This window comes from Tolypothrix sp. FACHB-123 (assembly GCF_014697075.1).
Taxonomy (GTDB): Bacteria; Cyanobacteriota; Cyanobacteriia; order Cyanobacteriales; family Nostocaceae; genus Aulosira.
Map to the genome: position 1 here is coordinate 134,606 of NZ_JACJRE010000009.1, position 15,242 is coordinate 149,847.

The following is a 15,242-nucleotide window of genomic DNA, read 5'->3' on the forward strand; positions in this document are numbered from 1 at the left end:
GGTTGCTCTATCAATTTATACTGTAAAAATTTTAACTTGCTATAGACGACAGCTTGAAGGCGATCTCCTATATTGAGTTTATGCAAATAGTGCATCCAATCAGGCAAATCATGCTCCTTGAGAGCGGTAAGAGGCTGTCTCTAAAGAAATGTAAAGGGGACGGAAGCGGGCGATCGCAAACGCTCAAATCCTGATTCATACGACCAATCTGGTGCCTTTACACGGTTGATATCCGAAGTTTTCCGCCGGGAAGAGTAGACGCTAAAAGGAAACCCATTAGCTTTCTCAGGAGTCAGGTGTCATCACACCTTGAAAGAATTTAAAGTCTTCAAAATTTCGGAAAAAAGGACGAGGCGGTAATGGAGCTACAAAATACCCCAAAGCTAATTGTCAATCCCAGCTTTTGAAATAAATAGAACTAGGAGAATCCAATCATGGTCAAACAGCAATTTGTAGACGAACAAGCAAATAAAAAGGTAACTAGCAACTTGACACCAGCCCAGGAGTTTTTGCAAGAACTCTGGGATGAGCATCTGCGGCTTGAGTTTGACGCTCACAACACTGAAGATACCCTCGCCACGATGGTTGAGGATGCTTACGTTAACGGCATTCCGGTAATGATTGGGGGAGTAGGGAAACCGGCACTGCGCGAGTTTTATTCCAAGTACTTCATTCCACAGATGCCGCCGGACATGGAGCTGACTCCGGTCTCGCGCACAATCGGGACCAATCAACTCGTCGATGAAATGCTAGTTAAGTTCACTCATACCATCCAGATGGACTGGATGCTACCTGGCATTGCTCCGACTCTTAAACGGGTTGAAGTGGCATTGGTAGTAATTGTTCAGTTTCGTGACGACAAACTAGCCCACGAACACCTCTACTGGGATCAGGCGAGTGTATTGGTTCAACTCGGTATGCTTGATCCGGGTACACTGCCCGTTGTAGGGGTTGACAGTGCGCGCAAGGTACTTGATCCGAGCTTGCCCTCAAACGCACTGATCGATCGTGCCAGCGATCGCGACTGAGTGTAGGAGCCAGCAAATATCAATGCTTAAACCCGCCATTTTGCAACCAGGATCGTACTTATCCTGGTTGTAGGAGGTGCTTCTTATTGCTAGTTAGATGTGAGCGATGCCTACGGCAACGTCAAGGACGAACGCACCCAAGCTGTAATTGTTGCCGTTAAACGCGGCATTGTTAATTTATGAGGCGTACTTTCGATAGAATTGGAATTCTAACTTGAGTTAGAACCAGCTTTCTACTCCACGATGGCATGGTTACTCTATCAATTTATACTGTAAAAATTTTAACTTGCTATAGACGACAGCTTGAAGGCGATCTCCTATATTGAATTTATGCAAACAGTTACGCAATCAATGGATTGAGTAAGTAAATTGCCAGGTTCCATGCTTGATGCAAATGTATAAAAATGAACGACGATCATAGCCACAGTTCCTTACTTGTAACCCCTTCAATCCAGGATTGGATGCGAGGTGTGCTGAGTGCTAAGGTCGTGCTGGTGATGTATGGAGACTATCAATGCTCTAAAAGTGCGGATGTTTACAAGCTGATTAAATTGCTCAAAGGAGAACTTAGTACTTCTTTTGGAGAAGATGATTTATGCTTTATCTTCCGTCATTTTCCGCAAGCACAGATTCATCCCCAAGCTCAACGGGCAGCCCAAGCAGCCGTTGCCGCCGCCGCTCAGGGACAGTTTTGGTCAATGCACGACACTTTGTTTGCCCATCAACAGAAGTTAGAAAATGGTTATCTTGTAGAGTACGCCAATGATTTAGGGCTTGATATCCCTCAATTTCTTAAAGAGTTGTCTAAACAAGTGCATGTCGATCGTGTCAATGAAGATATCGAAAGTGGATGCAAGAGTGGAATAACGGCTACTCCAGCCCTATTTATCAATAACATTCGATATACTGGGCGCTGGAAAATGGCAGAGTTGATGACAGCCATTGTTGCTGCAAGTCACTAAGCTCTATTCATATCTGACTTGTTTGTTAGTGCTAGTAAGCTATCGAATGCGTGATGGCTAGCTTTTGCCTGTTTTGTTGAACTTAAACGCCTCACTGGAATGACCCCAAAACAGGTTCGCTAACACGATACGAATTATTCATAGCGACAAACAGGAGAAAGATGATGAAATTAACTACAACACGACGCTCAATTTCTAGAATCACTGGGATGCTTGCTAAAACCACTCTATCAATCATCGTTATAACGGGAGTAGGTGGGGTTTTGCGAATGCATCCGGCGATCGCCACTCCTCCATCTCAACCCTCTCCGATGCTGGTCGCTACTGCCTATACGAATATCACATTACCAACCTTGAGACAGGGCGATCGCGGTAGAAGAGTGCAAATGTTGCAGCAAATTCTCTTAGATAATGGGTTCTTAAATGCTGCTGGAGTCAGGTTGGGAAATCCGAGGGGTGCGGTTATTGATGGTGCATTTGGCGCGATTACAGAATCTGCGGTGAGAGATTTACAACGACGCTACAACATCCCCGTTACAGGACAGGTTAACCCTGTGACTTGGGAAGTGCTGGATATGCGGGAGAATCCCTATCGATCGCCGCTCCCCTGGAAAATGTAAACGTCCTCCCAGGTAACTGGCGGTCAGATCCAAGCACTACATCCACGCACAAATCAAGGAGACACAGATGAGGATTAAAGCAACCCAAGGACATCAGGGAAGCGGAACGGAAGTGAAAGACGCGACTTACGTGGATGCTGCCGGGTGGGGTAAGTATCGGTGGTGGCGGTATCCTCTGGGGCTGATGATCATCCTCTTTGCGTGGTTGGTTGTGGGTAGTGGTGCTAGCGTACTCGTCGCGTTCGCGCTCGGCGGACAGGCAGACCCCTCAGTGCTCGGTCCCGTGGAATACTACCTGTTTGTCATGGCGAGTTTCTTGTTCTTCCTCGCGGGAGTCCTGATCGCTGTCTCCCTCGTCCACCGCCGCCACCCCCGGACGCTCGTCACGGCGCGGGAGCGGATAGACTGGCACCGGGTCGGTCACGGATTCGTAGCTTGGTTCGTGCCGTACTGCCTGATCGGTGGGCTGGGGCAGTATCTGTTCTACCCGAATACCTTCTCCTTTAACTCCGACCTCTTAACGTTCGCTCTCTTCGTCCCGATCGCACTGGTTCTTACCGCGATCCAGACTACCACCGAGGAGCTTTTCTTTCGCGGATACATTGTGCAGGGGGCGAGCCTTGTTTGGTCTAACCGCGTCTTTCTGGCGCTCGTGCCAGCCGTAATATTTACGCTGCCGCACCTCCTCAACCCGGAGGTAAGCGTGGGCGGCTGGCTCACGATCTTTTCCAACTACTTCCTCGTTCCGGGTCTGGTGTGGACTGTGGTCTCGTTGATTGACGGAACCACTGAACTCGCCATCGGCGTACACTTCGCGAACAACATCAGCGGGGCAATCCTGTTCGACATCACTGGAAGTGCCTTGCCCTCACCTGCTCTGTTCACAATCAGCAAGTACCACGCGACCTACGGGGCACTATCAATGCTGGTTGCAGTACCCGTGTTCCTGGCGATCGCCTACGGGGTGTTCAAGCAGGAGTCGCCCCAATCCTTTTCCCAGAGCCACCAGAAGGGTCATTGGTGACCCCGGCAAATCCCGAACCCATCAGCAACTGAAGTCAGCAACCCGATAAAAGGAGTCAATTATCATGCCTCGTGTTTCTTCAAATCACCTGGGGGAGTCGGGAAAGCCCCCTTCCGCGTCCTCGGTTCGGCCTAGCAATACCTCCCGTCCGGGCTGGTCCGAGATTATCGTCGGACTCATCGTCTATTTAATCATAGGGTTCGGCGGCGTTTCGCTGTTCAAGCAACTCGGTCTTGACCCCGTGGTCCACGGACTGATCTTGACTGCATGGACCGGCGTCGCCACCCTCATCGCGTTCACGGCAGCCGCGCGGCTGCGGATCCGTTCCCTGAGTGCCTTCGGTGTACGCCGAACCTCCAGTCGCTGGCTTCTGACCAGTGTTGGCGTAGGGCTGGTTGCCTTTGTACTCAAGGGTCTGGCGATCATGGTCTGGATCCAGATCACCGGGGACACGGACAATGTCCAGGATGTTTACGCAGAGGGTGGTCGTGGCGGGTTACTGTCTCTGGTTTTGTCTACGGTGTTCATCAGCGTCTTCTCACCCTTTGGCGAGGAACTGCTCTACCGGGGCATCGTCACCAACGCGCTGCTGCGCTACGGTCTGTTCGTTGGGGTCGTGGGCAGCACCTTGATCTTCGCCCTCATGCACGGTATCAATATCGTTTTTCCTGCGGCCATTGTGGCGGGTCTTGCTACCGCTGAGGTCTTCCGTCGCAGCGGATCGATCTGGCCCGGTCTCGTCGTTCATATTGTTTTCAACCTGCCCACAATTCCGGTGATGGTGTTCGTTGGCATGGGCTAATAGGACGGATCATCTGGAGGTTAAACCAATGGCAATTCTGAAACAATTCGGGATTTTATTTGTATTGGGCAGTGTGGGAATTGTCATGTTCACGATCACGTCTATTCCTTTAATCGAGCAACAGTTAGCGAAACAGTCTCCAGAAATACTGGAAAAAGTGCCAACATTGGGGATTTTAATGCTTCTGCAAGGACTACAGTATTCAATTCTACTGGCAATCAGCATTCTTATCGGAATTGGTTGTGCCTATCGTGTTGGATTAAGCTCCCATTTGATTGATCATTGGGTGTTTCACACCGCTAAGTCTCCATCTTTTGCCGTTGAGATGAAGTGGAGCTTGGGTGTGGGTGCAGCGGCGGCGATCGTTCTCTTGTTGCTCGATCAGTTGATGCAACCTGTCCTACCGGAAGCGCTACGGGCAGCAAATAATACAGAGCCAAGTTGGTTGAATTTGCTCACAGCAATGTTCTATGGCGGCATCACTGAGGAAATTTTGATGCGCTGGGGTTTAATGTCGCTGCTTGTTTGGATTGCATGGAAAGGGCTAAAACAAGGCGTTACGTTGCCAAGTCAAGGGATTTACCAGGGTGCGATCGTTCTAGCCGCTTTGGTATTTGGACTACTACACCTGCCAGCGACTGCTGCGATCGTTCCCCTCACTCCAGTTGTGATTATTCGGGCGTTGTTACTGAATGGGATTGCGGGGATTGCGTTTGGCTGGCTCTTTTGGCAATATTCACTTGAGGCTGCAATGTTAGCCCATATCAGCTTTCATGCCTTTTCCTTTGCTCTTAGCCTAATGCTTGCAAGATTTGTCTAAGCTTTTTTCTAAAGCGATTTCATGATTATTTCAAGAGAGAACAACCAAACTTGGATTTTAGGAGAAATAGAATGATACTTCAGGATAAAGTGGCGTTAGTCACTGGAGGCGCATCGGGAATTGGTCGAGCAACTGCGATCGCATTCGGTGCTGCTGGAGCAAAAGTTGTCTTCTCAGACATACGCAGTGTAGAAAGTGAAGAAACTGCTGATTTGATTCGCGAGACTGGGGCAGAATGCTTGTTCGTCAAATCAGATGTATCGAGTGAAGCAGATGTTCGGGAATTGGTGCAGACAGCGATCGCAACCTACGGCAAACTCGACTGTGCCTTTAACAATGCTGGAATCGATCGGGTTGTTAAACCGCTGCATGAACAATTGATCGAGGATTTTGACAAGATTCTGTCGGTCAATGCGCGAGGGCTATTCCTCTGTATGAAATATGAAATTCAACAGATGCTAACTCAAGGCTCAGGCGCGATCGTGAACAATTCATCAACGAATGGTCTCGTTGCGCTTCCAGGGATCTCTCCTTACGTTGCCAGCAAACATGCGGTGATGGGGCTGACGCGATCGGCTGCCCTCGATTATGCCAAACAGGGCATTCGGATTAATGCCGTCAATCCTGGTCCCATTGCGACTGACCTAATGGCTCGTAGCGCTGACCAGATGGGCATAACGTTTGATGATCTCGGGTCTATGGTTCCGATGGGTCGTATCGGTCAGGCAGCAGAAATTGCTCAAGCGGTTGTGTTTCTCTGCTCTGATGCTGCTAGCTACATCACGGGACAATCCTTAGCGATCGATGGCGGATATACAGTGAGTTAATTCAAGGAGAGATTCTATGTCAACTTTTGTCTTAGTTCATGGCTCCTGGCATGATGGTTCTGCGTGGAAAGCGGTCATCGACCATCTAGAAACCAAAAGCCATCAACAAATCAAATCACAATGGTTCCTTGAAGTGAGGGTCAATTTTACAATTTTAAGTGGTAGATAAAATGATTAAGTGCAAAGATTTTGCGCCTCGGATTACTAAACGGGGACCTTTCGGCGGACCTTCTGAGTATGAATCCTTCTCTGAGGTTGTTAGTGCTGTCAATCAGTGGATCGAAAGTAAAACAATACAGGTAATCAATGTTGAAACTGTTGTTTTACCAGATCGGATAGAAGGCACAAGTGATGGTGTCTACGGAGTGACGGTCAGTAATGGTTTCTACCCAGTGATGATCAGCCAGGGCGTTACAGTCAATTGCTTTCAATGTGTGCGTGTGTGGTACAGAGAATAAGCTTCACCGGAGAAGAAACAATGAAACGATTTACCTTGTTTACTTTTCTTTACCTCGCGCTCGGAGTTTGCCTGAGTGCGATCGCACTTGGATACCCAAACCTGTCTTCGGGTCTTCAAAGAAGCTTGTTCATCAGTGCAGGAACCTCCTACATTTTTTGTCTCCTCAGCACCTTCCCATTTTGGCGCGAGAGGACGATCCGCTTCTATCGCAGACGGAATTCATCGGTAATTCTACCCTGGTTGGTGATTGGATTCTATATTGTTTGGATGATCTGGGAGATTCAGAGTCAGAACTGGACGATGGAAGCCATTTTAGGAGCGTTTTGGCGGCTAATAGTTGTTTTACCGTTTGTAGAACTCATTGTGATTACATGGCAAGTGAATTCTGAGCATTAGTGTCTAAATCGGATGCTGCCGAAACAAACTCGTTTCAGCAACGCGAGATAGAGTCAAACATACTACACAAGGAACACCATGAATAAGCCCCAGTTTTTTGTCACCCCTGGTTATGGGAAATCGGGTGAGCGAAAAAAGGTGTGGGGAGTTTGGGGAGTGTGGAGGGTCATTTTTTGGATACTTAGCCAGAAATCCCACACAAAATTTCGTTCACCCGTGTAACAAGTGATGTGAGTGCTCCCTTTGAGTGGGCGAAGAAGCAGAGGATTGTGCGATGGAGTCGTGATAACGCCTTCTCTTGAGACGGCGGTTTCCGGTTGGGGAGGAAAAGCAAAATTAATTTGCTCCAAAAATTAAATATTCCTATCCTTACTGCCTGTGCTAAATTCCCAAAAGTGTTTGCTAAACGCCCAGTTAAAAACATTAAGCACGATGATGTATAAACAGGAAGTTATCAATTTCTACAATGCGAGGACAAATTATGATAATGATGTCACTCGCAATCGTGCAGTCGCACTTTTTGACTATACAACTCTATTTCCTGGACAACAGGTTTTAGATGTAGCAACGGGAACGGGAAATATTGCGCTCGAAGCTGCTAAGAAAGTCGGCACCAGGGGTTCTGTGATTGGAATTGACATTGCAACAGAATTACTGAAGATTGCTCAACAGAAAATTCAAGCCGAAAACTTATCTAATGTTCAATTAATTGAAGTTGATGCTGAAGCTTATCAGCCTGAATCGAATGAGTTTGATGCGATCTATTGTTCTTTCGCGATCGTACTTTTCCCCAACATTCCTAAGGTTCTCAAAAATTGGTATCGTTTTCTCAAAGAAGGCGGATTTATCGCTTTTACCTGCTCGTCTGAAGATTCATATTTAGCATTGTCGATTCTAGAAGCTTGTGCAAAACATGGAGTCACACTTCCCAATCTGCATAAACCATTAGGAACACCAGAGCGAATTCAACAACTATTAACTCAAGCCAATTTTACTCAAATCGAAATTCATCCTCGACAACTGGGAACTTATCTGAGCTTAGAAACAGCTCAAAGTAGATGGAATGGTCAATTCTGGCTACATACCGATAATCCACTACGGGAATTAAAATCGGAAAAAATTAGCCAAATTAAAGCAAGTTATGATGATGAGATAGCTACCCTAGAAACCGAGCAGGGCGTATGGCATGAGGAATTAATTTACTACGTTGTTGCTCGTAAAGAGTAAGCAGTGGGTCAAAGCTTTCAACTAGTTGCATATTTCAAAACTCGTTCCCATTCCCAGCGCCAAGCAGTCTCTACCTTTATTTCTGTGCCATTGGTGAATTTGATGAATTCTCTGCTGTCTTCATAGCAAACATCAGCAACAAGTTGATTACGCACATCATACCCCCACATTGATGCTGCGGCATTCCACCATCTTTGCCCTGGCGATTCCAAAATTGGTAGTTCAAAATAATCATCACGCCATGCTTTTGGCTTCCACTGCTCAACTAAAGCACAACTCCATTGCTGTTGAACATGATTCAAATAAAAATGCTTAAAATTCCGGTAGTGATTTTGATGGAATGCAATCAGTATCGTCATGATTTCACTCAAACACAGACTTAAGCGCCGGAATCAGTCTGCTGACTCCATGTACCAACAGCTTTTTGTGCCATTGACTTTCAAACGCCTTACAGAAATCATCTACATAGAAAAATAAAGCATCTCAACTAAACATAAGATAGGTGCTGGATTTGACGTTATTTTTAGCTTACTACTTGTCTCTTTCCTTATCCCGAACTCAGGTTATTTACGACAAGATGGGAGTTGCTGCAACTCCTGGGGATGGTTGTGGAAATAGTCGCCCAGCCAATTACAACCTTGGGTGAGGAGATCGTCAAGATTCAGGTTCCAAGAATAGAGCATTGACCCACTGCTAGAAATCAAGCGGTTGCCATCTGGGGTAAAATTGAGGAATGAATTAAATGCACCACCCATAGGGATGCGAGTGATGGGTGTGCCGTCGGCTTGCCAAATATGGATTGTGCTATCAATAGTCTTAGCAATCAACAATTGCCCGTCTGGGCTAAATTGAAAGCGACCAATTTGATTGGTTTCGAGTGTACGAATGAGCGTACCATCAGAACGCCAAATTTTGATATTTTGATCAATTCCCAGCGTCGCCAACTGCTGTCCATCGTTACGGTGAGCGATATCAATGATTGCTGCGCCATGATTGAGGGTTTGTATGAGATTACCCTCAGCCGACCAGATTACCATTTTACCAAAGCGATCGCCAACCATAAACTGTCCCCTGGGGGAAAATCCCATTGCTGTGATTTCATTTGGTTGTCCTGATAGGGTTTTGAGCAGTTTTCCGTCTCTTCTCCACAAGCGCAGGGTGCGTGTGGGGGTATTACCAGAAGTTACTGTAATATAGGTTTGATTGTTGGGGCTAAAGTAGAGGGAATCTGCATCTTTGATAGTCTTTAAAAATTTACCTTCACTACTCCAAAGTTGAATTTTATCGGGTTGATTACCAGAAATTGCCAACTCTTTGCCATCAGGACTAAATTCGATTCCTGGTTTATAATGAGCCGCATCCATCTCTTGAATTAGATCCCCATTTGCTAACCTGAATTGTATTTTTTGCTGACGAATTGATAACAAAACTAAGCGCGAATCATCGGGACTAAATTTAATCACACTTTCCGGGAGATTAGTTTGTATTGTTCTGAGTTCGCTGCCATCTGCCCGATATAATGTCATTTCTCCATTGAATTTTGTGGCAGCAATTGTCTGTCCATCAGGACTCAGAGTGGCATCCATAATTCTATTTTGAGCATCAGATTTTGCCCCAGCAATTTTTAGTTTTTCACCCGGTATTTGTATGCGGTTGATGGGTTGCTGATTTCCCACAACTACACGGGGCGTTTGTATTGGTGGTGTTAATGCAGGGGAGATTTTTTGAGGATGGATTTTCCAGAGTTTCAGCATCCCATCTGGGTGACTCGTGGCGATGATAGAACCATCAAAGCTAGAACTAAAACCAGAAACCAGCAATTGATGAGTTTTGATTTCTGCTTGTAAAGTTCCGTCTGGATGCCATAATTTGAGGGTGTTGAGATTGGCGGAAATGTAAGCACCATCTTTTTGGCGGAAACTGTGCCAAAGGTTATTGCCTAAATTATGGGTGATGTTAGGATAGGTTTTGATTAAAGCACCAGTTTTAATGTCTCTAACTTCTGGTTTTCCTTGGGCATTGATAAACACAATTGCATCACCTTCTAAACTAATAGTAAGGTCAATACCCTGTTGAGGTGGAGCAATCTGCCTGGTATAAAGTAATTTCCATTGCAAATTCAAGACTGCAACTTTGCCAAAGGCGTTGACTACCACAATATTGTTGTCATTTGTGAATTGGACATCGCTAAGAGTTTCTTGATCGAGTTTTAGCTTATTGACAAGAGTACCTGTTTTGAGATGCCAAACCTGGATTTCATAGTCGGAGTCAGCAGATAAAATATACTGACCATCGGGACTAAAACTCAGAGAAGAAATGGAAATTGGGAAGCCCTGGAGAGTTTTAGTTTTGTGAGTTTTAATCGTCTGAATTTTCTTTCCCTGTAGTGTCCAAAGAGTTATCGCCCCGTCTTCGCCTCCAGTTGCTAGTTTTTGTCCATCACGGCTAAAGGCGATCGCTACCGCCGGGCTTTCTAAATGCCAACGATTTTGCTCATTAATCGTGGACAGAACAGCTTGTAGGGCAAATAAGGGCGTGTGGGTGGGTAAATGTTTAAAAGAATGCTGTTTGGTCAATTGTTTAAGCCTTTGCGCTGATTTCATCGCCCCTAGCAAATCCTTCAGTTGGTTCCCATCTGCACGCACTTGCAAAATTCGGCTTCCTTCTCGTTCTAGATTTAAGATATCTGCATTGGTTCTGAGTTGCTGTTCTGATTGCTGGAAGTAAAAAAACGTGCCGATGGTGCTAATTACAGCCGCAGAAAGCGCGATCGCTCCAATTTGCAATCGTTTTTTGGTTTGATGTTGCACGGTTTTTAATCGCTGAATTGCTTGAGTTTCTTGTTGTATTGCTGTTTGGGTTTTGGATTGGGCGATCGCTAATTCTTGGGCTTGGCTGGCGGATAAAAATTGATAATCACTATGACTCAAACTCAATCCTTTTGCCCAAACTAACGCCCACTGCAATGCTTCATTTTGCAGTAAATATTGAGCATCTTGAGAAATTTCCCAAGCGGCGAGTTCTGCACCATAGGGACGGATAGCCCGTAAAGCTTGTTCTGTCCAGGTATAATCAAACACAGTGGCATAGATGCGGTTATAGATACTCAATTTGCCTTGACGTTTGACAACCAAACCAGAAAGACACAACTGCATCAACTCCCAGCTATCTTCAGCCGAAAGTTCCCCTTGATTGAGCAATTGCTGATAAAGTCCTAATGACCAACAAGCCAAAGATTTATTGTGGAGAATGCGATCGCGAATTGTTTGAAAATGCTGCTGTCTGTCATTTGCTAACCAATGTTCGATCATTTGCGATCGCACAATCGCTTCTACTGCTGAAGTTTCCCATCCCGATGCAATAAAAGTATTTGATGTATTAATTAGTTGACATAACCATTGAGTTAAAAATGGTTGTCCACCAGTCCAAGCCAAAATTTCTGCCATCACCTTGGTAGGATTTGCAGCCACCTCAATTAAGCCTTGTTCCAGGGGTTTAGCTTCAGACAATTGAAAACCTGTAAGTTCGATGGCGCGACTATCTACATTTAGTGGTGTAAATTTATTATCGGCGATTAAATCAGTGGGTGTAGCCACACCAAATAGGGCAAAGGTTAACCTTTGAAATTGGGGTTTATCAGCGCGTTTGTTGTAGCAGGCTCTCACAAAAGCAAAAAAATCATCCTTAAATTCTAGATTGAGAATACTGTCAATTTCATCTACAAAAACGATAATTTGCTGAGAGATATTTGCTAGTAAAACTTCTTCCACAAATTTACTCAGCCGCAAAAATGGATGTAGTAAAGTATTTTGAGACCACCAAGATTCTAAATCAATTTCAATGTTAAGTTCACTAGCAAAATGGCTGACAAATCCTCCATAAAACTCATCTGCACTCACTTGATAAACACAGAGTTCACGCATTTCAAAAGCAACACAAACAAATCCTTCTGACTGTAAGCGCGACATTGTACGCACTCGTAAACTCGATTTTCCCATCTGTCTAGAGTTGAGAACATAGCAAAATATTCCCGCTTTTAGTCCTGTATATAAATCACTATCAGCTTGACGACGAACGTAAATTTCGGTACCTTCTCGTAAACTACCACCGACTTGATAATGGTTGTAATTGTTCATGTTTGAATTCCTAAACGTTCACGAAAATATTGACGGTAAAGTTCGTAGCGTATAGATACTTGGTGTTGCTGTAGCTGGATTAATCCCAAGTCATAGAGTTTCACCACATCATCGAGATGGAAGTGTGGTTGAATGGAAATAGCAGCATCAGCTGAGGCGATCGCTTTCAATGGTGCAAGTAAATGAGAATGCGTTTGTAGCTTATGCCATTGTCTTTCTAGATGGCTGCGGTAGATACTATTGGGAGTTGCTGCGGTATTGAGCAATTGTTCAAGGGAAGTTGGGTTTTGAGCCAGAAATTGTAAAGTCAAGGTGACAAGGTAAGGATGTCCGCCAACAATTGCAGTTAATTTTTTTATCTCTTGCTGACTCCAGTGCAATTGATACTGATTTAGTAAAGTGAGGATTTCTGTGGAATTTAGTTCTGTCAGTTGAATTTCTGTACCTGCGTTAAATGGCGATTGGTTAATGTCAATCTGGGTGTAAACTTCAGTGTGTAGAACTATCAGACGTAGCTGAGTCCAAAGCAATTTGGTTTTAGCATCTTCATGCCAAGTTCTCAGCATTCCCAGAAATTCACCGGCAATTAATTGATGAGTAAATAGGCGATCTACTTCATCTAAGGCAATGACTAAGGGGATATCATCAGTTAAGAGATATTTTTGTAAATAAGTTCTACATTTGATTTTGCTATTGCCTAAACTTTTGCGCCAATGAGTTTCTATATCCACCGTTAAATTCAGCGCATAAGTGACACTAGCAATAAACCACTGTAAGAAACTATCTAAACTGCCAAAATCATCAGCAACCGCATCCCGCAAATTGATAGCGATCGCCCGATATCCTTGTTGTTGAGCATACTTGAGAATTTGCGCCATAAGTGTGGTTTTCCCAAACTGAATTGGTGCTTTAATGCGGAGTAAAGCCCCTGGTTTATCAATCTCTGCACAGCAAAATTCCCATCGAGATGGTTGCTTCATTCCCTGGTAAGATTGGGGCTGATGGGTTTGCCATCGTCGCTGAAGGGCTTGGCGAAAATTGGTTTTCTTCACCTCTTCTTGGAGTGCTTCTGAAAGCAATTGCCACAACCGCCCGCCGACTTCACTAACATACTTCACGGTAAGATAAGACTCAGCCGCGATCGCTTCATAGGTTTTACCTTCCCATGCACCCTGCAAAACTTGGATTTCAACATCACTCAGATGCTTTTGCGTAGTCTGTAGCATCAACTGATCGACGAGTTGTTGAGCAGCATTCCATTGAAATCCAGCGTCTAAGCTCATAACCCTAAATTAGAAAGCGATGTTTATCTTCTAACATAGGATTTCTCAATAATTCCCCCTAATACCCAAACAACCAGAACAAACCGTGATTACTTAGCAATGAGGAATAGTTAGCAGGATTTTTCCGGAAAAAACCGGAATTTATCGCCTCAAACAACCGGATTTCCTCCGGCTGACAATGACAGTAACCGTCAAGCATCATACAAATATGACTGCAACTACTGAAATATGTATTTTGGGCATTGCTAAATTAGGGGATGAATTTTGAGCTATTGAAACCTCCCACTCCTTATTCTCTCTGCGTCTCTGCGCCTCTGCGTGAGATAAATCATCCCGCAATTATGCAACGCCTTATTTTGTTTCCAAATCTGTAACTCAATCCTGAGTCTAAGTATTTATTAGCTAACTTGAGACTGCAAGATTTACTGATATTTTTCAATCAATTTTTTATGCTGCAACACTTTTCCCACCAAGCCTTATTAAAATCAACTATTATCGGATGTCTGCTTTTTTCTAGTTCCCTAATTCCCTTACAATCTACCGTTGCTAATCCGCAAATTTTGACTACACCACAAGCAAAGACGATCGCTCAACAAGTGCTTCAAGATGCGATCGCCAAAGAGAAACTTGATAATACTGCAAAAGTCGTTCAAATTGCTCGAATTGGTAAGGGCGATACCTGGATGTACAATCCTGTACCTTACTGGAAAATTGCGATCGCTGATCAGCATAAAAGTTTGGTCTATTTCACCACTGATAATGGTAAATTTAGAGTCTTAATGCAAATGAACGGACAAAACACCCATTCTCTGGGAAAACCTGCCGAAGAAATTCCGCCAACGGCAATGATCACAGCAGCGATTCAACAGGCGAAACAGTGGGGCTATCCTGGAGAACCCTTATTAACTAATATTTCATCTGAAAAGACAACTTGGGCAAGTGGTTGTGAAAATATTTCTTTTCCTTATGCTTGCGATCCGATTATTAATCAAGGCTGGAAAATTACCATTCCCCACCAACGCCAACGCTGGGTATTTCGAGGTGAAACAGCCGATGATTTACAATTGATTGCACGTAGTAATCCTGTGATTGAACGGGGCTTACCGATTCCGGTGGTTAACGAAATCAAGAGTATTGCCAGCAAACACTTGCAAATCTTACCCTCAGTTGTTTTGATTACTAAAATCGAGCCTCAAACCTTTACTGATAGCTGTTTAGGATTAGGGAATTTAGCAGAATCCTGCGCTCAACAAACAATCCGGGGCTATCGGGTGACTGTGGCGGGAAAGTCCCAAGCACGGCAAATATACCGCATTAGCAATGATAAAGTTTATCTTCGCACCGAAGCGATCGCCGGACTTCCCAACCGCACTGATGACTTACCAACTGCGATCGCTCGCACAGTATTCAACGCCGCCCAATCAGACTTGAAAAAACCCATTGCTAATCTTAGCATTACCCAAGTTGCACCAAGATTCTATTGTTTCCGCAGTCCCACTGCTGCACCTAATGAACCTTGCATACCAACGCAGCGCCTTGACGGTTGGAATGTCACGGTGACAAATTTTCAGAAATCACTGACTTACACGGTTAATCTCAGTGGCAAGATTCTTAGCAAAAAATAGCTGAGTGCTGAGTTTTGAGCGCTGAGTATAAA

General features: G+C 44.8%; 11 protein-coding genes and 1 pseudogene. 9 read left to right on the plus strand and 3 right to left on the minus strand.

Going from position 1 to position 15,242, the window contains the following annotated elements; genetic code table 11:
• Window positions 1-434: 434 nt before the first annotated feature.
• From H6G41_RS09045 to H6G41_RS09080, 8 genes are all read left to right on the plus strand, one after another.
• Window positions 435-1,028 carry a hypothetical protein gene (locus tag H6G41_RS09045; RefSeq protein ID WP_190745642.1) on the plus strand — a complete coding sequence of 198 codons (594 nt, stop codon included), beginning with the start codon at window positions 435-437 and terminating at the stop codon, window positions 1,026-1,028.
• Window positions 1,029-1,432: 404 nt separating this feature from the next.
• The gene (locus H6G41_RS09050) at window positions 1,433-1,990 is read left to right on the plus strand and encodes a DsbA family protein (protein ID WP_190745644.1); all 558 of its coding nucleotides are present in this window, start codon (window positions 1,433-1,435) and stop codon (window positions 1,988-1,990) included.
• 161 nt (window positions 1,991-2,151) lie between these two features.
• Window positions 2,152-2,610, plus strand: a complete 459-nt coding sequence (locus H6G41_RS09055; RefSeq protein ID WP_199316098.1) for a peptidoglycan-binding protein — start codon at window positions 2,152-2,154, stop codon at window positions 2,608-2,610.
• 67 nt (window positions 2,611-2,677) lie between these two features.
• Window positions 2,678-3,634 carry a CPBP family intramembrane glutamic endopeptidase gene (locus tag H6G41_RS09060; protein WP_190745646.1) on the plus strand — a complete coding sequence of 319 codons (957 nt, stop codon included), beginning with the start codon at window positions 2,678-2,680 and terminating at the stop codon, window positions 3,632-3,634.
• 64 nt (window positions 3,635-3,698) lie between these two features.
• Window positions 3,699-4,436, plus strand: coding sequence for a CPBP family intramembrane glutamic endopeptidase (locus H6G41_RS09065; RefSeq protein ID WP_190745648.1), 738 nt, complete (start codon window positions 3,699-3,701; stop codon window positions 4,434-4,436).
• Between the two features lie 28 nt (window positions 4,437-4,464).
• On the plus strand, window positions 4,465-5,256 hold the full coding sequence (locus H6G41_RS09070) for a CPBP family intramembrane glutamic endopeptidase (RefSeq protein ID WP_190587043.1): 792 nt from the start codon (window positions 4,465-4,467) through the stop codon (window positions 5,254-5,256).
• A 71-nt stretch (window positions 5,257-5,327) separates the two neighbouring features.
• Complete coding sequence (locus tag H6G41_RS09075; protein WP_185582087.1) at window positions 5,328-6,083, plus strand: SDR family oxidoreductase; 756 nt, start codon at window positions 5,328-5,330, stop codon at window positions 6,081-6,083.
• A gap of 1,255 nt (window positions 6,084-7,338) precedes the next feature.
• On the plus strand, window positions 7,339-8,166 hold the full coding sequence (locus H6G41_RS09080) for a methyltransferase domain-containing protein (protein ID WP_190745650.1): 828 nt from the start codon (window positions 7,339-7,341) through the stop codon (window positions 8,164-8,166).
• Between the two features lie 263 nt (window positions 8,167-8,429).
• On the opposite strand, the pseudogene H6G41_RS34595 reads toward H6G41_RS09080, so the two are convergent.
• The 3 genes and pseudogenes from H6G41_RS34595 to H6G41_RS09100 all read right to left on the minus strand — a co-directional run.
• Window positions 8,430-8,555 (minus strand): annotated as a pseudogene (locus H6G41_RS34595) (IS982 family transposase); the annotation flags it as partial.
• A 174-nt stretch (window positions 8,556-8,729) separates the two neighbouring features.
• Entirely contained in the window at window positions 8,730-12,302 is a 3,573-nt protein-coding gene (locus tag H6G41_RS09095) for an AAA-like domain-containing protein (protein WP_190745652.1), read from the minus strand.
• Window positions 12,299-13,585, minus strand: a complete 1,287-nt coding sequence (locus H6G41_RS09100; protein ID WP_190745654.1) for an AAA-like domain-containing protein — start codon at window positions 13,583-13,585, stop codon at window positions 12,299-12,301. Before H6G41_RS09100 ends, H6G41_RS09095 begins: the two co-directional genes overlap by 4 nt.
• 449 nt (window positions 13,586-14,034) lie before the next feature.
• On the opposite strand from H6G41_RS09100, the gene H6G41_RS09105 reads away from it, so the two are divergent.
• Window positions 14,035-15,210: a hypothetical protein gene (locus tag H6G41_RS09105; protein ID WP_190745656.1), complete on the plus strand. Its 1,176-nt coding sequence runs from the start codon at window positions 14,035-14,037 to the stop codon at window positions 15,208-15,210.
• Window positions 15,211-15,242 lie beyond the last annotated feature (32 nt).